Source organism: Lamprocystis purpurea DSM 4197 (genome assembly GCF_000379525.1).
GTDB classification, from domain to species: domain Bacteria; phylum Pseudomonadota; class Gammaproteobacteria; order Chromatiales; family Chromatiaceae; genus Thiodictyon; species Thiodictyon purpureum.
This window is the reverse complement of record NZ_KB902363.1, coordinates 1-23,093: the sequence shown is the minus strand read 5'-3', so window position 1 is coordinate 23,093 and position 23,093 is coordinate 1. Positions and strand designations below refer to the sequence as shown.

The following is a 23,093-nucleotide window of genomic DNA, read 5'->3' as shown; positions in this document are numbered from 1 at the left end:
CTTTTCACAAACCCCAATTCATGGTAAACCATAGCCCATTCTCGTCAAAACTCTGCGCTGCGGTGTCGGAGCTTCGCTGATTATAGAAATAACGAATGCTTCCGGATACCCTGCGGTTCACCTGATAGCTCAGTGCACCCCAGACTTTAAATTGATCAAAATCGACCGCGCCGACAGCGAACTGACTATATAGCCAGTATTGCGCGCCGACTTCCCCTCGGGTGCGTCGCGACAAGGCACGATTGAAAAGGAGACTGCCCTGAAGATCATCTACTTGGATACCTGAACGCTGATAGTCCCAGCGATTTTGATTAACCGAGAAATAGCCGGTCGTCCGACCTAACCGGTGCGCGATACTGGCCAGCGTCTGATACTGCAAAAAGACGCCGGCGACGAGCGGCGGGTTCGAAACCGAGCCCGCTAAGGTCTGTTCGGAAGTCGGGCTGATGATCGGCTCCCCGAAAGCGTCCTCAAAATAGACGACGGGGGTATCGAGCAAGGCCGTACGGGCATTCGACACCGCGACTTCATAGCTCATCGTGACCACTGTTTTCTTATGCCGGTACTTGATACTGGCGAAATAGTCCGCGCCGAAATACCGCCAGCCATAGCCCAGCCCGATTGATGTATTTTGGGACGGCGACCAGTACGGCGTGACCCGCCAGCGCCAGCCGCCAGGTTCGGACAGGGACTCGTACTGGCCCCACTCATATCCGACGAGACCCTGGATGTTCCACTTTGCACTGACCGGGTAAGTGACGGTTCCCCTGATATTGGAGATTCCATCGGTGTCGTTGTCGCTATCCTTGTCGTTGTCTCTGCTGAAGATATTGCTGAATGCTGCAACATCCCACGGGGCACGTGAAAAATAGTCGCCGCTCGCGATGGTTAAGTAACTCTGCGAGCCCGTGGAACCCGCGTTGCGCGCACCTTCGGCAGTCTTCGCGGCAAACACGTAGTTGAATCCCGGCGCGAACCGTACGGTCGCGACATTCGCCCGCAACAATGGGAACTGAATAACCGGCGCCACCGAAACCGAAGCGGTCTGAGCAAAGGCATCGGGATTCCCGAACGCGTCGAATCCAGTGCTCTGCACGGTCGGATCGACCAGGTTTTGATTTGCGTTCGCCGTCAACTGCAATGCAAAGTACTCCTTGATGAGGTCGACGCTCGCATTGGCCTGAAGCACGTGAAATACATGATTCAGATCAGAGTGACCACCGGAATAAAACAGCGCGCTGGGACCATAATACCAGCGATAGGATGACCGGCTACCTCTGCGACCACCCGTGATATTCGGCGTCAACTGAAAGATCATCGCCGGCTCCGGGCGCTGCGCCGTAAGGAAGAGATTATCGGTAAAAACCAGCCGTGACAACACACCGGCCGAGGCGACGATCGGCTCGGCCTCGATGCTCCGCGCACTCAGGATCGCCAGAACAAGCAGGACCCCAGGCGACGCGGACGCGCCAAGAAACCGCCTCGCCGAACACCTTTGGTAAAGATTCAATAACAAGGTGAACATGACTTTTCTTTCAAGCGGCTGGGTTTGCTTGTATTTCGTTAATCGCTGCGTATAGCCTGTTCTTGAACTGTCACTTGACTAGTTTTGCACGCCGTCGGCATCGCCGTAAGCGCCATAACCGTAGCCGTATCCGTATCCGTATCCGTAGCCGTAGCCGTAGCCGTACTGATTGGAGAACAGGCTGGCCTTGCATTTGTTGAGAACGAGAAAGACATTGTCCGTGGTTTCGAAATGCGCGAGCGCTTCTTTGACAACACCCTGGGCGGTGCTGTCATGCTCCACGACAATCACGACCTGCCCCATCAATGACGCCAGAACGCTTGCTTCGGTGGTTTCCAGGACCGGTGGAGAATCGAATAAAACAATACGATCCGGATAGCGCGATGCGACCTCCGAAAGCAGTCGACGCATGCTTCCGCTGGCAAGCAACTCGGTTGAGCGTTTATGCGCTGTTCCTGCTGGAAGCACGGTCAACTTGGGAATGTCGGTCTTCAGGAGCATCTGCGAAAGATCGATCGTTTCATCGACAAGGCGGTCGATCAAGCCTGGTCGGTCGCGAACATCCAGGCGCAGTGAAAGCCCCGGCCGGGCGACATCGGCGTCAATCAGCAGCACCGTGCTGTCCATCTCCATGGTAATGGAAATAGCCAGATTCAGGGAGGTAAACGTCTTGCCTTCGCCTTGAACGGAACTGGTTACCATGATCAGGTTTGGATAGTTGACACCCTCCGGCGTCTTCTCGAATGCATTCACGAGCAGAGGACGCTTGATAATACGGAACTCCTCGGCCGTTCGGGAGCGCCCGCCTTCCGGCGATAGCAGGAAGCCCTGGTCGAGGCTGGTCAGAGAAATGTCGGGATTGACCACTGTGCTCGGCGGTATATGGACTTTGCGCTGCGCCGCGGGCGATTCCGGATTGGCATCCACCGCCTCGCGGGTGGTCGCGTTGCGGCCGTCGGCAACAAGCACATCCGGCGAGAGCACTTGACGTGTCGCGGACAGTCGCTCGCCAGCGCGTTCAATGGTGTTCATCTAAATCTCGTTACGCCAAGAAAGGCAATCGCGACATGATGTCGATGCGCCAGTGAAATAGAGCCAGCACCCCGACAAATGCGAGAACCAGGCCGGACAACGTGGTACCGAAGACGATATTTTCCCAGAACCTCTTGCGGCGCTCCGCGGCGGTCCAGACCATATTCAGACTGCCGAGCACCGGCAATCCGGTGGCTTCGGACAACTGCCTGCGGTCACCAAACACAGGCCAGAGCATTGCAAGAAGGTATGCCAGGCCAATCCCGGCAGCGGTCGCTCCGGCGAACACCCCTGACGCGATCAGTACCCGGTCGGGAGCACTGGGTTCACTGGGGACTTTTGGGGGGTCGAGGGTCCGGAATTTCACGGTGTCCACGCTTGTGTCGACCTCGCGTGTGAGTCGTGCTTTTTCGATCCGCTCCAGGAGTTGGCTGTGGTTGGATTTCAGGATGGCATAGTCACGATTCAACTGTTGTTGCTCCGATTCCACCTGAAGCACTTGGTCGACCGAGGCCTGATACTGTTCAATCTCCGCCTTCAGATTCTCGACGAGTGCCTGCTGGGAAGCGATATCGGATTCAGCGTCCGAGAGCCGCAGCCGCAGTTGCTGGTAGATGGGATTCCCCGACAGTGATTTCACGACCGTATTCTGGTCCTGCTTCGAAATAAACAGCGTTTTTTCGGTCTCCCGCTGGACGTTGAGCCGTTCAAGCGCCGCCTTCAAGGCGACGATGCCGGGATGGACGTCGGTATAGCGCAGTAGGGATTCATCCAACTGTTGCTGCATCTCGCGAATACGCTGGTCGATGTCCGCCAAATGGATCTTCAGTTCGTCATTGATATACTGCGCGTAATCTGCGCTCTCGGCCCCCTCGTCCTCGACGATCGCAAGCTGATCGCCAAGTTGATCCCGGCGGCGCGTGGCGGAACTGACAGCGTCTTGCGCGCGCTTGAGGGAGGCGCGCGCGGCCTGCAGCCGGGTATAGTAAGATCCGCGATCGGACAGGATGTCGAGATTGCGCATTCTGAACTCTTTCATCTTGCGCTCACCATCGATCAAGCGCCGCTCGTAATCTTTCGCTTCGCGCTGCAGAAAGCGCTCGGCGGAATCCTGATCCTGGCGCGACGAGCCGAGGTTGGACTCGACGAAGATCGTGAGCATCGACTGTACGACCCGTTTGGCGAGATTGGGCGTGCGGTCCTTGAACGAAATGGTATAGATATTATCGCCCTGACGCGCCAGACTGACCCGCTCTTTCAATTCCTTTACCAAATCGTCCATCTGCTGCGGCGTCTTCGCGCGCAAATCCATGTCGGTCATCCGCGCGAGTTTCTCCATGTTGTCCCGGCTGAACAGTACATTGGTCATCATGGTCACGCGACGGCTGTCACTGGTCTGAACTGCCAGGCCGCTCAGCAGCGGCGTCAACACGGAGTCGGTATCGACATAGACGCGCGCCTGTGCGACGAATTCGTCAGGTAGGCTCGCGGTATAGAACCAGCCGATCGGGCTGGCGATCAGCGCCACGGCAAGGGCGGACCAACGGTGGCGCCAGACACCGGAAAGATATTGAATCGCGAGACGCAGCAAGTCTTGCATGGCGAGAATGTGCAGGCGCGCTGCAAACTAGAACCAGGACTCGGGAATAATGAGGATGTCGCCGGGCTGCATGTCGACATTCGCCGAAAGATCCGCCGCTTTCGTCAGGTCATCCAATCGTACCGTGTAATGCTTTTTTTCGCCCTTTTCGAACCGCATCAGCACCGCCCGGTTGCCGGCTGCAAACTGGGTTGTTCCGCCGACTTGGATCATGAGGTCAAGCAAGGTCATGCCGTCGATATAGCGCAATGCCGTGGGATGAGTCGCCTCACCTAATACACGGATCTGCTCAGGGAAAATCCCCTGGAACCCCTGCACGATGACGGTCACCAGGGGGTCGCGCAGATAAACCGATAGCGCCGCCTCCAGGTCGCGGGCAAGCTCGGTTGGCGTCTTGCCGGAGGCCGGAATATCTTCCAGCAGCGGCGCGGAGATGAAACCATCAGGCCGCACCGGCACGGTCGTACTGACTTCGGGGTACCGCCACACGAAGATCTGCACCGAGTCCCCGGGGCCGATCTTGTATTTACTGGCCGAGCGAAGTTCGTACGTCGCCTCCGGCGGCGATGGGAATTTCGGGGTAGAGCAACCGACCAGGAAAGACGCCAGCAACGCGCTCAGGAGAATGTCACAATGCCGCACTCGTGTGTTGCTCCCTACGATTCAGCCGATTTGGCCCGTCGTTGATCGCCGCGCTTCATCACTGAGAGTGAATCCTCACCGGATTATCGCACAGGGGAACCCGTCCGACACCGATTCTCGATCGCGACCGTCGCCCGCGCTCATGCGCCGCTGTAGACCGTCGCGTGGAGGCGGTCCAGTGCGGCCAGATCGACATAGTTCGACCCGCCCAAGTCGCCGCGCCGGACGACCGCGGCGGCGTCCGGCCCGCCGAGACTCTCCACCACCAGCGGGGCGGCGTCGAACGACTGATTCTCGGTGTAGGCGTTAAGGGTCACCAGGAGTGCCTTCAGACCTGCGGCCAGCGCAGCGCACATGCCGTTGTCGGAGTCCTCCACCGCGACACAATCCTGTGCGACCAGGCCCAACTGCGCCAAGGCGAGTGTAAAAATGTCGGGCGCCGGCTTCTTGCGCGGGACCACATCCCCCGCCGCGATGACCTCGAACCAATCGGGCAGCCCCGGCTCGCCGCAATGGCGGAGCAACTCGATGACATTTTCGGGGGTCGTGGTCGTTGCAATCGCCAACCGGATACCAGCCTCGCGTGCCTCGCGCAGCAGCCGTAGGACGCCGGGGCGCAGCGGGATGGCCCCGGTTTCGAGCAGGGCCAGATAATGGCGGGTCTTGGCACTGTGCAGGGCTGCGATAAAGGCGTCCAGGTTCACCGCCGAGTCCAGCCTGATCCCTTCCTGTTCGATATAGTAGCGGATCCGCTCCTTACCGCCGGTGATCGCCAGCAAGGCCCCGTAGCGCGCGACATCCCAGTGCCAGGCGAGCCCGGCCTCGGCGAAAGCGGCGTTGAAGGCGAGACGGTGACCATCACGCTCGGTGTCGGCCAGGGTCCCATCCACGTCGAAAATAATTGCTTTGAATCTGTACACGCCTTACCCGCCTCGCGCTATCGCGTTCATCTGAATGCCGGAAGGGTACCCCAGCGACCGACGACACGCACCCCTGATACACCATGTCGCCGGTCGGGTCCAGCCTGACACGCCGCCTGATCGCACCGCCGGGAAATGCCAAATGGGTTGCCCCGGACGCCGCGATCTGGTATTCAAGGGCGTTTTTCGTGACCAAGCCCAAGGATGGGGCTGGGACAACGGTCGCGGATCACCCCACTGCGAGCCTGCGGGAGCACGTTCATGGCCGAGACAGTCAGTAACCAAGAGCCTAAAGCGTTCGGTTTCGAACCTTACAACGCTGCCAGCGATGAGGAGTACATGAGCCCGGCGCAGGAGGAGCACTTCCGCCTGATCCTCCTGGCGTGGAAGCAGTCCCTGATGGAGGAGGTCGACCGGACCGTCCATCACATGCAGGACGAGGCGACCAACTTCCCGGATCCCAACGACCGCGCCACCCAGGAGTCCGAGTTCAGCCTCGAACTGCGTACCCGCGACCGCGAACGCAAGTTGATCAAGAAGATCGACGAGGCCATGGCGCGGATCACCGAGCACGAGTACGGTTACTGCGAAGCCTGCGGCGTCGAGATCGGCGTTCGCCGCCTGGAAGCGCGTCCCACGGCGACACTCTGCATCGACTGCAAGACCCTCGACGAGATTCGGGAAAAGCAGCGCGGCTGAGAGCCCTTGATGGCGGCGGGCGCCGGCCACCCGCCTTATCGGGGGCGCTTCGCGCCCTCACCGACCGGTGCCCTGCATTTCGGCTCACTCATCGCCGCGCTGGCCAGTTATGCTGACGCTCGGGCCCATGGCGGTGAATGGCTGGTCCGCATGGAGGACTTGGATCGGACCCGCGAGATTCCAGGGGCGGCCGACGCCATCCTCCGCACCCTGAACGCCTGCGGATTCCGCTGGGATGGACCACTGGTCTACCAGAGCCGCCGCACGCAGGCCTATGCCGCAGCACTGGAGCGGCTCAGCGAACGTGGACTGACCTACCCCTGCGCCTGCTCCCGCACTGAGATTGCCCGCCTGGCGCGCGACGGCAGTGAGGGTCCGATCTATCCCGGCACCTGTCGCGGCGGACTCCCGCCGGGACGCCTGGCCCGTTCCATCCGGCTGCGCACCTACCCGGGAGACATCCGGTTTCAGGACCGCATCCAGGGCGCTCAGCGCCAGGATGTCGCCGCGGCCGTCGGTGACTTCGTGCTGCGCCGCGCCGACGGCATTCACGCCTACCAACTAGCCGTGGTGGTGGACGATGCCTGGCAGGGCATCGATCAGTTGGTGCGCGGGGCCGATCTGCTGGCATCGACGCCCCGGCAGTTGTTGCTGCAACAGTCGCTCGGTCTGCGGCATCCAACCTACGCCCATGTCCCGCTGGCGGTCGATCGCGCCGGCCGTAAACTCAGTAAGTCATTGGCCGCGGCACCCGTCGATCCGGCTGATCCCCTGCCCGCCCTGCTGTGCGCCTGGGCCTGGTTAGGACAGCGTCCGCCGCCCGCGGGGTGCGCGTTGAGCGGATTCTGGCGGCACGCGATCCGCACCTGGTGCTGCGCGCGAGTGCCCGCCATCGCGTGCGCTTGCATCGATCCTGAGGCTTCGGCGAGTATCGGCACCTGAGTGCGCGGGTGTTGCTCCGGAGACCCCGTCAGGTCACGTCCCGGCAATCTCGCGGCGCTACGATTCGCAGGCCCAGAACCACCGAAAGAGGACATCTCCATGGCCGCTCAACCGCCCGTCGTATCGCAGCAGCAAGCCCCCCTGTCCGTCGAGATGCTGAGCAGGATCGACGCCTATTGGCGCGCCTGCAACTACCTGGCCGCGGGCATGATCTACCTGAAAGACAACGCGCTGCTGCGCGAGCCGCTGCAGGAAGCGCATATCAAAAGCCGGTTGTTGGGCCACTGGGGCGCGAGTCCGGGCCTGTCCTTCATGTATATCCATGTCAATCGGATCATCCGTGAACAGGACCAGGAGGCGATCTTCCTGGCCGGACCCGGTCATGGCGCCCCCGGCGTGCTGGCCCCGGTCTACCTGGAAGGGACCTACTCCGAGATCTATCCGAATAAGAGCGAGGACGAGGAGGGACTGCAAGCCTTCTTCAAGCAGTTCTCGTTTCCGGGCGGCATCGGCTCGCACTGCACGCCGGAGACCCCCGGCTCCATCCACGAGGGCGGCGAGCTTGGTTATTCCATCTCACATGCCTTCGGCGCCGCATTCGATAATCCCAATCTGCTGGTGGTCGTCGCGGTGGGCGACGGCGAATCCGAGACGGGGCCGCTGGCGACTTCCTGGCACTCCAGCAAGTTCCTCAATCCCATCCGTGATGGGGCGGTCTTGCCGATCCTGCATTTGAACGGCTACAAGATCAATAACCCGACCCTGCTGGCACGCATTCCCAACGCCGAGCTTGAAAGCCTGATGCGCGGCTACGGTTGGGTCCCGCATTTCGTGGAAGGCGATGACCCCCAGGAGATGCACCAGAAAATGGCCGCCGCCCTGGACGCCTGTATGGCCGAGATCCAGCGTATCCAGCAGGCCGCGCGCACCAGCGGCGAGGCCACGCGGGGCCACTGGCCGATGATCGTCCTGCGCAGTCCCAAGGGCTGGACCGGCCCCAAGACGGTGGACGGCAAGAAAGTGGAAGGCTTCTGGCGCTCCCATCAGGTCCCCCTGTCGGGCATGCACAACAACCCGGAGCATTTGAAACAGCTCGAAGACTGGCTGAAGAGCTACAAGCCCGAGGAACTCTTCGACGCCGCGGGCCGCCTCATCCCCGAACTCAAGGAATTGGCCCCCAAGGGCAACCGGCGCATGAGCGCCAACCCCCACGCCAATGGCGGCATCCTGCGCCGGGCGCTGCGCATGCCGGACTTTCGGGCCTACGCCGTGGACCCGAGCACCCCAGGCACCACCCGCGCATTCAACACCAAGCCCTTAGGCGCGATGCTGCGCGACATCATGGCCGACAATATGCGCAACTTCCGCGTCTTCGGCCCGGACGAGAACGCGTCCAACAAGCTCGACGCCGTCTATGAGGTCAGCAAGAAAACCTGGCTCTGCGACTATCTTCCGGAAGATGCCGACGGCAGCGAGCTGTCCCCCGACGGGAGAGTCATGGAGATGCTTTCCGAGCACACCCTGGAAGGCTGGTACGAGGGCTATCTGCTGACCGGGCGGCATGGCTTCTTCGCTACCTACGAAGCCTTTGTCCATGTCATCGACAGCATGTACAACCAGCACGCCAAATGGCTGGCCATCTGTAATGAGATCCCCTGGCGGGCACCGGTCTCTTCACTCAACCTGCTGATTACCTCCACCGTCTGGCGCCAGGACCACAACGGCTTCACCCATCAGGACCCGGGCTTCCTGGACGTGGTGGTCAACAAGAGCCCCAAGGTCACCCGCATCTATCTCCCGCCGGACGTCAACTGCCTGCTCTCCACCGCCGATCACTGCCTGCGCAGCATGAACAACATCAATGTGATCGTGTGCGACAAGCAAAGCCATCTGCAGTACTTGAGCATGGATGAAGCCATCAAGCACTGCACCAAGGGTCTGGGCATCTGGGATTGGGCCAGCAATGACGAGGGAGTGGAACCGGACGTGGTGATGGTCGGCTGCGGCGACATCCCCACCAAGGAGGCCCTGGCGGCCACGGCGATGCTGCGCGAGGCCTTTGCCGACATCAGGATCCGCTTCGTCAACGTGGTGGACCTGTTCCGCATTCAGCCCGACACCGAGCACCCACATGGGCTCTCACACAACGACTTCGACTCGATCTTCACCAAAGACAAGCCGATCATCTTCAATTTCCACGGCTATCCCTGGCTGATCCATCGCCTGGCCTACCGGCGCACCAATCACGCCAACCTGCACGTGCGCGGCTACAAGGAGAAGGGTAATATCAACACCCCGCTGGAGCTGGCGATCAGCAACGAAATCGACCGCTTCAGCCTGGCCATCGATGTCATCAACCGGGTGCCGCGACTCCAGGCCACCGGCGCTCACGCCAAGGAGCGCTTCCGCGACATGCAGATCGAAGCGCGCGCCTACGCCTTTGAATACGGCATCGACAAGCCGGAGTTCGACGACTGGACCTGGCCGCTGTGAGCTGACGCAGCGACTGAGCCGCCGTGCGGACGGGGCCTGGCCCCGTCCGCCGTTCCCGCCACCCGCCCCGACGAGACACCCATGACTACCGCCCAGACGCCGCAGAGCGAGCCCCCGGTTCCCGCCGCACCCCGCGAGCGCACCCGGACCGGCATGTCCCAAGAGGCCCTCAAGCAGGCCTTCATCGACAACCTGTTCTATGTGCAGGGGCGCTTCCGCGATGTGGCCACACCCAACGACCTCTATATGGCCGCTGCCTACACGGTACGCGACCGTTTGCTGGAGCGTTGGCTCAAGTGCGCGCAGAGCTACAAGGACAGCGCGGCACGCACCGTCTGTTATCTCTCCGCCGAGTTCCTGCTGGGCCCCCACCTGGCCAACAACCTGTTGAACCTTGGCATCACCGAAGCGGCGCACGCTGCCGGGGTGGAGCTGGAACTGGATTTTTCCGAGATCATGGCGACCGAGGAGGAACCCGGACTCGGTAACGGCGGCCTCGGGCGGCTCGCCGCCTGCTATATGGATTCGTTGAGCACGGTACAGATCCCGGCGATCGGCTACGGCATCCGTTACGAGTTCGGCATCTTCGATCAGGAGATCGAGAACGGCTGGCAGGTGGAGAAGAGCGACACCTGGCTCAAGAACGGCAACCCCTGGGAGATCCCGCGCTACAAGCTGCGCTTCCCGGTCAAATTCGGCGGCCACACCGAACAGTATCACGACGAGCACGGCGCGCTGCGCGTGCGCTGGGCCGCGGATTTGGAGGTCAATGGCGTTGCCTACGACACGCCGATCCTGGGGTACGGGGTGGGCAATGTGAGCCTGCTGCGTCTGTGGAAATCCGAGGCCCCCGAGTCGTTCGATTTCCAGGCGTTCAACGTCGGTGATTATTACGGCGCGGTCCACGCCAAGATCGAGGCCGAAACCCTCTCCAAGGTCCTGTACCCGAATGACGAGCCCGCGGCGGGCAAGGAACTGCGCCTCAAGCAGCAATACTTTTTCGTCTCCTGTTCACTCCAGGATATGATACGGCTGCACCTGCATACGGTCGGCAGCCTCGACAGCTTTGCCGAGAAGTTCGTCGCCCAGCTCAATGACACCCACCCGGCGCTCGCGGTCGCGGAACTCATGCGGCTCCTGGTCGACGAGCACGGCATGGGCTGGGATCAGGCCTGGGACATCACTCACCGGACCTTCTGCTACACCAACCACACCCTGCTGCCCGAAGCACTGGAGACCTGGTCGGTGCGGCTATTCGAGAAGATCCTACCGCGCCATCTGGAGCTCATCTACGAAATCAATCGCCGCTTCCTGGACGAGGTGCGCATCCGCTTCCTGGGCGACGAGGACCGCGTGACCCGGATGTCACTGATCAGCGAGGACGGCGGACGGCGGGTGCGCATGGCACACCTGGCGGTGGTGGGAGCGCGCGCCGTCAATGGGGTGGCCGAACTCCATTCGAATCTGGTCAAGACCACCATTCTCAAGGATTTCTACGAACTCTGGCCGGAGCGCTTCCATAACGTCACCAATGGCGTCACTCCCCGCCGGTTCATCGCGGTGAGCAACCCGCGCCTGGCAAAACTCATCACCGAGACCTGCGGCGACGACCGCTGGCTACGCGATCTGAGCTGCCTGCGCCAATTGGAACCCTATGCCGACGATGCCGAATTCAGAGCGCGCTGGCGCGCGGTGAAGACCGCGGCCAAACGCGACCTGGCCCGCTGGCTGGAGCAGCACGCCTGGGTCAAGGTGGATCCGCAGAGCCTGTTCGACGTCCAGGCCAAGCGCCTGCACGAGTACAAGCGCCAGCATCTGAACCTGCTGCACATCGTCAGCCTCTATCAGCGCATCAAGCAGGACCCCAACCACAGCGTGGTCCCGCGCACCTTCATCTTCGGCGGCAAGGCCGCGCCCGGCTATTACATGGCCAAGCTGATGATCAAACTGATCAACGCGGTCGGTGAGGTGATCAATCACGACCCTCAGGTCAACGGCACCCTACGCGTCGCCTTCATGCCCAATTTCAGCGTGCAGAACGGCCAGCGGCTCTATCCGGCCGCCGACCTCTCGGAACAAATCTCACTCGCCGGCAAGGAGGCCTCCGGCACCGGCAACATGAAATTCTCGATGAACGGCGCACTCACCATCGGCACCCTGGACGGCGCCAACGTCGAGATCCGCGAGGAAGTGGGGCCGGAGAACTTTTTCCTGTTCGGCATGACGGCCGATGAGGTTCGTCAGCGCCAGTCCGCGGGCTATCATCCGTGGGAGATTTACCAAGGCGACGCTGAACTCAAATCCGTCATCGACCTGATCAACTCCGGTCTGTTCTCGCATGGGGACCCCACCCTGTTCCGCCCGCTGACCGATCATCTGGTCAATCAGGACCCCTTCATGGTGCTGGCCGACTACCGCGCTTACGTCGACTGCCAGGCGCGTGTCGGCACGGCCTGGACGGATCAGCACCAGTGGGACCGCATGTCCATCCTCAATGTGGCGCGGATGGGCAAGTTCTCATCGGATCGGGCGATCCGCGAATACGCGGAGCACATCTGGCAGGTCGAGGCGAAGCCGGTGGCGTGCTGATCCCCTCAGTAACTAGGGGAAATAAGTTAGGTGATTTCCGGGAAGATGTACCAACGTGTAGGGGCGACTTTAGTCGCCCCTAAAGTCCCCTACAGCCTCCTGAGGATTTTGCTGCATCCGCACAACACACAGAAGGTCGAGGCTTCAGCCGGACGCGGCACCGCCGCCCGCTAAAGCGTCGGCCTCCGGTCGCGTCGCCCGGGTCCCCGGAGGCCGAGCTCGCGTGGTAGGAAATTCCTCGGAAATCGCCTTAACCAACGAATACCATCGTTGTCGTTGTCGTAATCGGATAAGCGATTCAATTTGGGCATGAGCCGCCCCGTAGGTCGGGTTACGCTGCGCTAACCCGACCTACTCGGACTCGGTGCCCAGTATCGTAGAGATCAGCCGACCGCCCAGGTCGCCGATCAACCAGCTATACGTGTACGGACACTGGATGCAGACCGGTCCGCTCAGACACCCTTGACCTTGTTCCAGGTGTAAACGGAGGTCACTGCATAGTTCCACACCGCCCCGACGATGATCCCGGCGACAGCCGAGAGCACCCAGGCGGTCTCGCCGACCAATTGCGTCTCAAAGGCATAGGTGGCGATCCCGACGTTCGCGACCGCCCCGAGCGAGCAGGCAAGGGTGAATGACACCCAGCCGCGCAGCATCCCCCAGCCGCGCAATTGCCGGTCGCGGTAGGTCACGGCATTGTTCACGAAGAAATTGAAGGTCATGGCGATGACAGCGGCGGCGGTTTGGCCCGTCGTGAAACCGTATCCACCAAGGTCGTAGACCAGCCAAAGAACCAGGAGGTGGACGAAGACCCCGGCGCCGCCGACCAGCGCAAAGGGGATGAAGCGGATCGGGATATAGCGCCCCAGGCTTTTGTCCAGCAACATCATCAGGTAGTCCCAGACCGCGGCACTGTCGAGCTTGCTTTCGCCGGCTTGCCGGATGCGGAACTCGTAGGGAATTTCGATATAGCGCAGCGGCTTGGTGCTGGACGCAAAGATATCCAGCATGATCTTGAAGCCGATTCCAGAGAGGTCGGCGACCGCCCCTTCCAGGACCTCCCGTTTGAGCAGAAAGAAGCCGCTCATCGGGTCCTTGACTCCCGCCTTGAGCACCAGCCGGGACAGCCGGGTCGCGAATTGGCTGGCGAACTGACGTTCCTCGCCCCATTCACCCAGACTGCCCCCGGCCACGTAGCGGCTGCCGACCGCGATGTCGTAGCCGTCGTCTTTGACCGCCCGCAGCATGGCGGGCAGGATGCGTTCGTCGTGCTGGAGATCCGCATCCATCACCGCGAGCAAGGGCGCGGAGGAGGCCAGCATGCCCTCGACACACGCGGTGGAGAGCCCCCGCCGGCCAATACGATGAATGATCCGCACCCGCGGATCGCGCTGCGCAAGCGAGCGCACCAGGGCGGCCGTGCCATCCGGTGAGTCGTCGTCGACGAAGATGACCTCCCAGCGGATCGCCTGCAGTGTTTCCGCAAGCCGGTTCACCAGTTCCTGGATATTCTCCCGCTCGTTGAAGGTCGGGACGACGACTGAGAGTTCGGGGGACGGAGTCAAGATCACCTCAAAAAAAGGGGGGATTGCCGGGCTTTGATCGTCGCTCCGGCCAGCCGGGGGAGTAGGATAGCGCGCAGTGTTTTCCACCTCGCCACGCTGTGCCATGCCAGACTGCCCGCCCGCCGCACACGCCAATCCCATCGCTCTAACGCCGGTCCTGGAGGCGGTGCTGCGCTGGTCGCAAATCGACCGGGCGCACGCGACCTCCCTGCTCGCCCGCTTCCGGATCGAAGTCCACGAATGGGGTGACGCGACCCCGATCCCCGGCAGCTACTGGGGCGAGTCCGAAGCCGGACTGGTCGGCAACCGATTGTACCTGCGCGCGGACACGCCGTTGCACTCGGCACTGCACGAGGCTTGCCACTGCATCTGCATGGATGAGGCGCGCCGGGCGGACTTGCACACCGATGCGGGCGGCGACTATGCGGAGGAGGACGCCGTGTGCTATCTGCAAATCCTCCTCGCCGATTGGATTCCCGGCTGCGGACGGGTGCGTATGTTCGCCGATATGGACGCCTGGGGCTACACTTTCAGGCTCGGGTCGGCGCGGACCTGGTTCGAACAGGACGCGCAGGATGCCCGTAACTGGCTGGTGCGCCATGGCCTGATCGACGCCCGGGAGCAGCCGACCTGGCTCCTGCGCAGTTATAGCCTTCGCACCTGATATCCAGACAGACCTTTGGTGTAGGGGCGGGTTTTAAACCCGCCCCTACGTCCGGTTATCACGTTCGACAGTTCTAACACGCGGGACCCTATACTTTCATTATCGGGCGTCCAGTCACTGCGGGCGCCCATTGACCGTGGAGTCACCCCCCATGCCTATCGCCTGCCGTCTTCACTGTAGCGCACTCGTCGGGATAATCGCTGCCGCAATCCCTGCCGTTACCCTGGCCTGGACCGGCTATGGGCCTCCGGTCTACGGCCCGCCGGGTTATGCGGCACCCCCGTACCCCTTTGCCCCCCCTGGCCCGTTCCCGCCCTGGGCTGGTGCTAGGACCGTACCTGGGGCGCCTGGCAGCGCCGCACCTGCCGAAAGCAGCCCCACGCCCGCCGAACCAAACACCGGAGCGCCGCGCCGGCCGCCGGTGGCCGCGTTCCCCCTGCCGAACCAGGCGATGGTGACCCGCGGGCTGCGCATCGCGCGCGAGACGACCGCGGATGCCTATCTGGTTCGCATCGGCATCGGCAACGCGAAGCCCGACGAGGTCCAGATCAACCTGGCGGGCCGCAACCTGATCATCGCCATGCACTCCGACGCCCGCACGCTCCAGGAAGACACGATGCCCGACGGGCGCGGCTATCGGCGCAGTTACAGCGTCGCACAGGGCTCCATGAGCCGGCGCCTGGCGCTTCCTCCCGATGCGGATGCCGCACGCATGACCAAGAGCGTGTCTGACGGGACCATTCTGCTCCGCATCCCCCGGCGCGCTATCACCGGGTTTCAGCGCGGCTGGCGTTAGGCAGCACCCGGATGCCCAGCCACCCGCGGGTCCGGTTGCAGTCACTTGGCTGCCGACTCAACGAAGCCGAACTGGAAGCCTGGGCCGATGCGCTGAGCGAGCGCGGATGCGCGCTCGCTGGGGACGATGAGCCAGCGGATCTGATCATCATCAACACCTGCGCCGTGACCCAGGAGGCGACCCGCAAATCCCGCCAACTGGTGCGGCGCGCGCACCGCGACAACCCAACCGCCCGCCTGGTGGTGAGCGGTTGCCTGGCGTCCCTGGACGCGCAAGCCCTGGCGGGAGAGGCGGGGGTGGATCTGCTGGTGGACAACCAGTCGAAAGATCGGCTGGTGGAGATTGCTGCCGCCGCCCTGGACCTGCCGGTGCTGCCGCTTGCCCGCGGCAGCGCCACCAGCGAGACGGCCAATCCCTGGTTCGACCGCGGCCGGCAGCGCGCCTTCATCAAGGTCCAGGACGGCTGTCGCTATGCCTGCACCTTCTGCGTGACCACCCAGGCACGGGGCGAGGAGCGCAGCCGCCCCTTACCGGAGATCATCGCGGCAGTGCAGCGGGCGGCGTCGAGCGGCATACGGGAGGTGCTGCTCACCGGTGTCCACCTGGGTGGCTATGGGAGCGAGATCGGGTCGGACCTGAGTCACCTGGTGCGGGCCGTGCTCGACCAGACCAGCATCCCGCGCATCCGTCTAGGCTCGCTGGAACCCTGGGACCTGCCGGACGACTTTTGGGACCTGTTCGCCAACCCGCGGCTGTTGCCCCATCTCCACCTGCCGATGCAAAGCGGCGCCGACTCAGTCTTGCGGCGCATGGCCAGGCGCTGCAAAACCGATGAGTTCGACCGCCTGGCCGCACGCGGCCGGGCTGCGGTACCCGGACTCAACCTCACCACCGATATCATCGCCGGCTTCCCTGGGGAGACCGAGACCGACTGGCAGGAGACTCTCGCATTCGTCGCGGCCATGGCGTTCGGGCAGGTCCATGGCTTCGCCTACTCGCCGCGGGCCGGCACCCGCGCCGCATTGCTGCCGGACCAGGTGGATGCCGACACCAAGCGGCGGCGCTGCCGTGAACTCAAGGATCTGGCCGATGGACTGCGGCACCGGCTGCTGCTGTCACAGGTGGGCCTGACCAGTCAGGTCTTACGCGAGGGGCCGTCCCGCCTGGGGCACCCTGGGGACCTGTTCGGTTACACCCCGAATTATCTCCCGATCCTGGTGGACCCGCGTCCGACTGCCGCGGCAATCGGGGAGGTGATGCAGGTACTGATTCGCGGAGTCGAAGCGGACGGCGCGGCGCTGCGCGGCGGCCTGGCCGACTGCGCAACCGGGCCAAATGGGGCGATGTCGCGTATAAGTAACGCCTCGGGAATTACGGTGACAGTTTACTAAATACAGTAATTACGGGTTGCGTTCAACGCCCATCCGCTTTCAGTGCATTTAGTAAACTGTCACCGAAATTCTAAACTGTCACCGTAATTCCTTTTGGTAATTCCTTTTGAGCCCGCTTGTTAAGCGCTATGCGACCTCACGCATCGGCCTGACCTTCGCTGCTGGAAGACTCCGAGCCTCCACCTGAAAATGGATGATTACATCTTCGACAACCGCGCATAGCTCACTGTACAGGGAAACAGGGTCGTCCCCATGAATGCCAGTAATTAGATCTGGGCATTTTCCGATGTACACTTGATCTTCGTCGCTCCACTCCACCCACTTGTGATATCGATCGCTGTCTTTCATTTTGTGACGATCTCGATGGAATTACGGTGACAGTTTACTAAATACAGTAATTACGGGTTGCGTTCAACGCCCATCCGCTTTCAGTGCATTTAGTAAACTGTCACCGTAATTCCACGTCAGGACTCAACCAAGCTGACCGACCGTTTCCCGCCGATGATCAAAATACCGCTGTGGAGTCTGCCCGCGCTATTTTGACGATCTGACGGGAACCGTCTTAGCAGGCCATCACCAGCCGCTGCAACTTGAGTTGGCTATCGCTACGCGGCTATCGCCAATAATCTCGACGCCAAGTGATTACCCGCAGTTGGAGGCGGAAGGGGTTTCCCGTCATCCTGCATCGTTTGAATCCACTCGTCCACGATTTGGCATAATTTATCATATACTTGAACCTCATCGTCACCATGGCAGCAAGGACCGATAATTCCTGGACATTCGCCGATGAAACATTGATCTTCGTTCGACCATTCGACAAGTTTTAAGTATTTAGCGCTTTCTTTCATTTCTTTGACTCCGCAATCTTTTGCCTTACTTCTCGCTCCTGATAAATTTTTGCATCATCACCTATCTGACCAGAAATTGTTATTCTTATGCCTTTCTTGTGTTCAAGATTCCGATGGCTACCTTTCCCGCCCCTGCTGGTGAATCCAGCCTGTTCAAGGTCATAAATTAGCTCTCGGATTTTCCTAGGCATAATCTATGGGCATAGAACTCGCAACGACATTAGCGTGTTGGCCTAACGTAACGCCCTGAGCCCCCCTGTCATATAGCGTTAACCGGCGCCCGGCCCAGCGCTCGCAGCCACTCCGACACGAGCGTCAGAGCGCGAACCGTGCCGTTGCCGCTGGCCTTTCGGAATTACGGTGACAGTTTACTAAATACAGTAATTACGGGTTGCGTTCAACGCCCATCCGCATTCAGTGCATTTAGTAAACCGTCACCGTACCACCGGCCGGCAAAGCGGATATCGTAGAGTGGATAAGCGAAGCGCATCCACCGGCAACCCGCGCGATGGCCCAAGTCCTAAACCGCCGCCTGGAGACCCAACACCGACGCCGCAGCGCCCGAGTACCAACCGACAGCCTACGCGACCACCGTACCTTCACTCCAAACGGGTTTCACAAGGAAAAAGCAGACAGGCCGCGAAAGAAGCAAGACCCCCTAGATCGATCGGCATCCAGCGAAAAAGACCAGGTTCAGCGTGCGCGCAGAACAGGCGTCCGCAAGCATCCCCACGCCGACAGCAGACTTCGCCAATTCCGCAGCGCCAACACCCTCCGGCATCGGATAGTCACCCGGAAGGAGATACACCATGCCTCCCTTCTCCACCCCGTGCCCGGTGCAATAGATGATGGCGTAGTCGGCATCGCGCGACCTTTCCGCGAATTCCTCAATGGCTTGCAGTATGGCGACACGGTCAGGCCCGACCCCTTGGGTGACCGAGAACCCATTGCGTGCCAGCATCGCCGCGACCCGCAGCTCGTCCCAAGCCGCACCGCCGAGGTCGTCCGTCGAATACCGGTAGTCCGACACGACCAACACCAGCGCGACGCGACGAACCTTCTCGGAGACCCATGGATGCGGCAACCGCCAATCCGCGGAGGGCGACGCCCCGACCCATTCCGGTGATTGATGTCCTACACTGACCTCGTGGGTGAGTGCGCGCAATCGCTCCGGGAAGTCCAGGATGCCGACATCCGCTGACGCCGACAGTTCGATGAGTGCAGTGGCGAACGGATTGCCGCCCTTGGCATCCCGGTCGATGGTGGTCCCACCGGACCGCGTGGCAAAACAGACCGGGACACTGAACCCCACCGACGGTGACTCGGAAGACCATTCGAGAGCACACATTTCTGTTCTCCAGAGGCAACCCATTCAGTTGCCGTGAAAGCCAGGCGCCCGCGGGTCGCTCGGGACCCGCTCGTTCCCACGCTCCGAGACCGCGAAATTTTTTCCGCCCACCCCGGCTGCCCGTGCGGCCCGGCCGGGGCCGCGGGACGGCCCGGGCGCCCTGGCTACGCCGCGCCCGGGCAGGCAAGGCAAATTCCGCGAATTACAGTGAAATTACAGTGACACTTTACCATTTACACCAATTTCAGTTGTCTGGGATCATCTTTCAGCAAAGCGGGGCGGCCTCGTTTGCCTGGTCGCAGAGCTCGGCCGAGCTGCCTCTCAAGATCAGCGAGATCGCGCCCCCCCCATCAACGGCCGCCCGATGGTTTGCCCCTGCATCAGAGCGGCTTCCATTTCAGGATCCGGCGGCATATTCAAGAACTCAGCGACATCTTCCACGCGTTGAAGTAAGGGCGCGATGGCAACTAATCCATCATCTCTGCGTAGGAGATGTGCTGGCGTGCTGGACCAAGGCCAGTCGGCTGCGCTGACAGCGAGGTTGGCCTTGACCGGATTCAACGCCACGTAGCGAAACGCGGCCATCAAGTGAGATTCATCCATTGCCACGCACCCAAACCGTCCCTGAAATAGATGACCCGTAACCCTCAGTCTTGCATTGATGTACCCGCTGTATTTGCGATGGGTTTCGCCGACTGCGCGGGAGAGTCCGGTCTCGTCCGAAGGTACGACAATCAGGTGAACATGATTCGGCATCAGGCAGTACGACCAGACTTCCACTCCGTTTTTCCGGCAAGACACGGCTAACCAATCCTTATAAAGCGCATAGTCGTCATCCTCCATGAAAACCCGCTCGCGTCTGTTGCCACGCTGAGTCACGTGGTGCGGAACGCCGGGGACGACGATTCTTGAGAGCCGAGCCATGCGCTTAGCGTAGCGCGGACGGAAAATAATGTAAATGGTAAAGTGTCACCGTAATTCCGGGCAACCGGAGTCCCTACGCCGGAGGCTCTTCATTCTTGGCGCAAAAGGCAAGACCTGACTCCGTTGCCTTCGATCGGACCAAGACAAAGCTCATCCGAAGCAAAGGAAAGTTGTAACCCGTCTCACAGCACCCTCTTTGTCACTAAGAGGTTGTTCAGTCCTAGAAATGGCGATCGCCTGCGTATGCGCACCTGCGGTAACGGGAGGCGGCACGGGTTTTACCCACGTTTCGCGCCCGCTTGGGTCAACCTGCAGAATTGCAGTGCCGACAAACAGCAATCCACCAAATAGTTCAGTGTGAAATGCGGTGGAACCATGTTGATCAATTGATGGTCCGCTGAATCTGCGAGCTTTCCCATCATCCCAGATCGGTTTGGTAGGCAATATTGCTTCGGTGTCGTCGTACATTGGTATGTCTACTCCGCCATCAAGGCGAACAGTGCCAACGAATCTCATCCCTATAGTGTAAAGGCGATTCGCAATCGATTCGCTGTCATTTTGAGCAAAGAATAGGCCCGTGACAGTGTTGTCATGAACTCGGACTATTACACTACCAGAGTCTCCGGGGTCGGTCATTTTCTCGAAAATCAGCTGTCCCCGGAACGTTCGCGTTGCTCCACCTGGGTACCCGTCCACATCACGATCTCCGATGCCGAGAAGTCTTCCTGAACCGCAGATAGGGGTGCGGGCTCCAACCGTTCGGTAATCCTCGCCCGGATAAATATCGTCGCTCAGTCGCAAAGGATATGGATGCTCGGTCCCATCAGCGCACAAGCGGCATCTCGCTTCAGCGTCGGCGGCGGTGTTGTATCGTGCAAGCGCATAGTCCCAATTCTCACTTAAAGTGAATGTGTGTAACTGCGCCCGGTGTACGCCGCCGAGGAAAAGGTCGATCCCGAACGTTGGATTGTCTGGGTTAACAAGCACATGGTGGTTACTAAAGCAGACCCACGCGTTCTGGGTTGGAAAAAACACATTCCATCCGGCGGTCCCGAACGGCAAACCTGTAGGAGACCAAGTTGCTGAATCACCAGATCTGACACTCGTCCTAGCGCGGTCGCGCACGATCGTGGTGGTCCGAATTGTCTTGCTTTGCGTATCGAACTTATAGGCGAATGTTGCTGGCACGATCTCGTCCGGCAATAATTGCGATTCATCACGATGCTGAGTGACCAGTATTTGGATGACGTATTCCTCGCCATCGAGAACAACTTGGACACCATACACATCTGGCCGCATCAGGGCGGCAGGGAGGCTCAAGCGGAACTGCGAGAGAATCGTGTCGAACTCGTCGTACTTCATTGAAGGGCTCCTAGTTGCATAACGACCGGGGTAAAGCGGGCGCGCCTACTCCGAACTCTCAGACCGGCGAAAGCGCTCGTGGCGCGCCTCGCTTTTTAGCCCGCTTGTTAGGCTGTCTTTGTTTCTTGGCTCGGAGGCATTTAAGTGAAGACCGCCCGAGACTCCCGGAATGAAAACCGCTTTGTCAGGGTCTGCTGCCATAGGAAAGCCTTGGCGCTCCCACTGCTTAAGATCCTCAGCGATAGCATGAACACTATAGTTCAGCTTTGCTGAATATTCATCGCGCAGGCGTCGGGTTTCTTCAACAATTGAATCATTCCACATCGAGCTTACCCCCGATTAGTTCGTCAGGTGTACAAAGAACTGGCGGTTCAAAACCACACTCACGACAGATACGCTCTATCATAGGACGTTTGATGGCATTCGCGATGTGCGCGCAATTCCATGTAAGTAAGAAGTTGACCCGATGATAAGCGGCTGTTGCGATGTGCAGTCCGTCGGCGGCCGCTTTGGCTGGGAGTGCTGCGCGCTGAATTAGCACTTCCGCTAGTTGCTCTGCTTCCGGTGTTATGGAAAGAAGTGGGATGTCTTGCAACCACCGCAGCCGAGCTATCACGGCTGAGGGGTCTCCTGCGCTGGCTTCCCTGAGAACCAGCGGGGATGCGTAAACAGCAAAGTTGTTGCGCTCCGACGCCCACCAGTCATGGGTTGTTTGTTGATGTCCCGCCGTAATGACCTCGCGGCTCGGCCGCGCAGCCAAGTAACTGATAACTGACGTTTCGACGTAGACGATGTTGCGCATATCCCAACCTTAGCACCGCACCAGGACGGGAACAACCGTCCTAGAGCATGTCTTCACGTTTTCCCAGGGCGGAAACCGTGGTCTGTCCCCGGTTTCCGTGCATGTCCCCGGTTTCCGTGCATCTGGGACAAACCTCGTGTGCCGCTCCGGCTCTCCTTGAGAAGCCTAACGTTTGGGACAGGGCGGCGCGCGCCACCCACGGAGCTTGCAAGCCAGCTCGAACCCTGATGGCGCGCGCTCGCTCTTTGGGCGTTCATTAGGCATTTCTTTGTCTTCGTACCTGCCCGGCAGGCGGTTCACAGGAAAACCGTGGTCTGTCCCCTATTATTCCGCATCTGCATGACCGTGATCATCTGCTCACGTAAGGGAGTCATCGTCCAGTTCTCTGTTAACGACCCGGAGTGGGCCGTTAAAAGTGTGGACGATGGGCGACGGGTCGGGGCTGGAGGTAACCCGCGGGACGGCTGGGGATATCCGCGCGTTGTTCGCGATTCAATGGCGCTAGGGGATGGGCGCGGTAGGCCCCGCGGAGCGGATTAGTTCAACGTTCGGCCCAAGGCGGCGCGCGCCACCCACTGACCCTGCAACCCACCTCAAACCCTGGTGGCGCGCGCTCGCTCTTTGGGCGTTTGTTAGGCATTGTCTCGCGGCCCTTGGGTTCGAGAATTAAGTAAACTATCCCCGGAACTCCGCAAAAACGCAATCAGTGCGGCATGTTGTTCCTAAGATTCCGCATCTTATGCGAGAATCTCGCGGACGACTTCTGGGTGCTTGCGCGCGATGCGAATCAGCGCCTGCGCGGCACCAGATGGAACTCTGCGTCCTTGCTCCCACTCTTGGAGTGTTCGCTTTGAAATGTTGAGTGCTGAAGCAAATTCGGATTGGGACAGACCAGTGCCTTGGCGCGCCTGAACGACATCGTTAACGTCGATTTCAGTAGTGCGAGCGAAC

The 23,093-nt window shown here is 60.6% G+C and carries 21 protein-coding genes; 7 read left to right on the top strand and 14 right to left on the bottom strand.

The annotated features are described in order from the left end of the window. Positions 1–4 precede the first annotated feature (4 nt). From A39O_RS0101270 to A39O_RS0101250, 5 genes are all read right to left on the bottom strand, one after another. A complete protein-coding gene (locus A39O_RS0101270) occupies positions 5–1,525 on the bottom strand; it encodes a TIGR03016 family PEP-CTERM system-associated outer membrane protein (protein WP_020502904.1) in 1,521 nt (506 codons plus the stop codon). Positions 1,526–1,603: 78 nt separating this feature from the next. Further along, complete coding sequence (locus A39O_RS0101265) at positions 1,604–2,557, bottom strand: XrtA-associated tyrosine autokinase (RefSeq protein ID WP_020502903.1); 954 nt, start codon at positions 2,555–2,557, stop codon at positions 1,604–1,606. A 10-nt stretch (positions 2,558–2,567) separates the two neighbouring features. Next, entirely contained in the window at positions 2,568–4,157 is a 1,590-nt protein-coding gene (locus tag A39O_RS0101260) for an XrtA system polysaccharide chain length determinant (RefSeq protein WP_020502902.1), read from the bottom strand. Positions 4,158–4,184: 27 nt separating this feature from the next. Next, complete coding sequence (locus A39O_RS0101255) at positions 4,185–4,769, bottom strand: XrtA/PEP-CTERM system exopolysaccharide export protein (protein WP_245561717.1); 585 nt, start codon at positions 4,767–4,769, stop codon at positions 4,185–4,187. A gap of 170 nt (positions 4,770–4,939) precedes the next feature. Beyond that, entirely contained in the window at positions 4,940–5,719 is a 780-nt protein-coding gene (locus tag A39O_RS0101250; RefSeq protein ID WP_026199075.1) for an HAD-IA family hydrolase, read from the bottom strand. Positions 5,720–5,980: 261 nt separating this feature from the next. Here A39O_RS0101250 and dksA point away from each other — a divergent pair, with 261 nt between their 5' ends. The 4 genes from dksA (at position 5,981) to A39O_RS0101230 (ending at position 12,442) form a co-directional block, all read left to right on the top strand. Continuing rightward, a complete protein-coding gene (dksA, locus tag A39O_RS0101245; RefSeq protein ID WP_020502899.1) occupies positions 5,981–6,418 on the top strand; it encodes an RNA polymerase-binding protein DksA in 438 nt (145 codons plus the stop codon). A 9-nt stretch (positions 6,419–6,427) separates the two neighbouring features. Further along, positions 6,428–7,360, top strand: coding sequence for a tRNA glutamyl-Q(34) synthetase GluQRS (gene gluQRS, locus A39O_RS0101240; RefSeq protein ID WP_020502898.1), 933 nt, complete (start codon positions 6,428–6,430; stop codon positions 7,358–7,360). Positions 7,361–7,459: 99 nt separating this feature from the next. Continuing rightward, complete coding sequence (locus A39O_RS0101235; RefSeq protein ID WP_020502897.1) at positions 7,460–9,853, top strand: phosphoketolase family protein; 2,394 nt, start codon at positions 7,460–7,462, stop codon at positions 9,851–9,853. A gap of 81 nt (positions 9,854–9,934) precedes the next feature. Then, entirely contained in the window at positions 9,935–12,442 is a 2,508-nt protein-coding gene (locus A39O_RS0101230; RefSeq protein ID WP_020502896.1) for a glycogen/starch/alpha-glucan phosphorylase, read from the top strand. Positions 12,443–12,894: 452 nt separating this feature from the next. Here the strand turns inward: A39O_RS0101230 and A39O_RS0101225 are convergent, their stop codons facing one another. Further along, positions 12,895–14,013 (bottom strand): glycosyltransferase, encoded by a 1,119-nt coding sequence (locus tag A39O_RS0101225; RefSeq protein ID WP_020502895.1) that lies wholly within the window; start codon positions 14,011–14,013, stop codon positions 12,895–12,897. 97 nt (positions 14,014–14,110) lie between these two features. Between A39O_RS0101225 and A39O_RS0101220 the strand changes: the two genes are divergently transcribed. The 3 genes from A39O_RS0101220 to mtaB all read left to right on the top strand — a co-directional run bounded on the left by A39O_RS0101220 (position 14,111) and on the right by mtaB (position 16,858). After that, positions 14,111–14,671, top strand: coding sequence for a hypothetical protein (locus A39O_RS0101220; protein ID WP_020502894.1), 561 nt, complete (start codon positions 14,111–14,113; stop codon positions 14,669–14,671). 421 nt (positions 14,672–15,092) lie between these two features. Continuing rightward, on the top strand, positions 15,093–15,467 hold the full coding sequence (locus tag A39O_RS40160) for an Hsp20/alpha crystallin family protein (RefSeq protein ID WP_020502893.1): 375 nt from the start codon (positions 15,093–15,095) through the stop codon (positions 15,465–15,467). A gap of 11 nt (positions 15,468–15,478) precedes the next feature. Beyond that, the gene (mtaB, locus tag A39O_RS0101210; RefSeq protein ID WP_020502892.1) at positions 15,479–16,858 is read left to right on the top strand and encodes a tRNA (N(6)-L-threonylcarbamoyladenosine(37)-C(2))-methylthiotransferase MtaB; all 1,380 of its coding nucleotides are present in this window, start codon (positions 15,479–15,481) and stop codon (positions 16,856–16,858) included. Positions 16,859–17,463: 605 nt separating this feature from the next. Here the strand turns inward: mtaB and A39O_RS37430 are convergent. The 8 genes from A39O_RS37430 to A39O_RS37415 all read right to left on the bottom strand — a co-directional run. Next, positions 17,464–17,706: a hypothetical protein gene (locus tag A39O_RS37430; RefSeq protein ID WP_083924410.1), complete on the bottom strand. Its 243-nt coding sequence runs from the start codon at positions 17,704–17,706 to the stop codon at positions 17,464–17,466. Continuing rightward, entirely contained in the window at positions 17,703–17,897 is a 195-nt protein-coding gene (locus A39O_RS37425) for a type II toxin-antitoxin system HicA family toxin (protein WP_083924408.1), read from the bottom strand. Before A39O_RS37425 ends, A39O_RS37430 begins: the two co-directional genes overlap by 4 nt. Before the next feature lie 467 nt (positions 17,898–18,364). After that, positions 18,365–19,054: a caspase family protein gene (locus tag A39O_RS0101195; protein ID WP_020502890.1), complete on the bottom strand. Its 690-nt coding sequence runs from the start codon at positions 19,052–19,054 to the stop codon at positions 18,365–18,367. A 327-nt stretch (positions 19,055–19,381) separates the two neighbouring features. After that, positions 19,382–19,897 carry a transposase gene (locus A39O_RS31470; RefSeq protein ID WP_245561714.1) on the bottom strand — a complete coding sequence of 172 codons (516 nt, stop codon included), beginning with the start codon at positions 19,895–19,897 and terminating at the stop codon, positions 19,382–19,384. A 231-nt stretch (positions 19,898–20,128) separates the two neighbouring features. Beyond that, complete coding sequence (locus tag A39O_RS40155) at positions 20,129–21,340, bottom strand: hypothetical protein (protein WP_157639553.1); 1,212 nt, start codon at positions 21,338–21,340, stop codon at positions 20,129–20,131. 45 nt (positions 21,341–21,385) lie between these two features. Further along, positions 21,386–21,664, bottom strand: a complete 279-nt coding sequence (locus A39O_RS40150; protein WP_157639552.1) for a hypothetical protein — start codon at positions 21,662–21,664, stop codon at positions 21,386–21,388. Next, on the bottom strand, positions 21,654–22,142 hold the full coding sequence (locus tag A39O_RS37420) for a type II toxin-antitoxin system VapC family toxin (RefSeq protein WP_083924404.1): 489 nt from the start codon (positions 22,140–22,142) through the stop codon (positions 21,654–21,656). The genes A39O_RS40150 and A39O_RS37420 overlap by 11 nt, the downstream gene beginning before the upstream one ends. Before the next feature lie 737 nt (positions 22,143–22,879). Continuing rightward, positions 22,880–23,093 (bottom strand): helix-turn-helix domain-containing protein (locus tag A39O_RS37415; protein WP_157639551.1); only part of this gene is annotated, 214 nt, incomplete at its 5' end.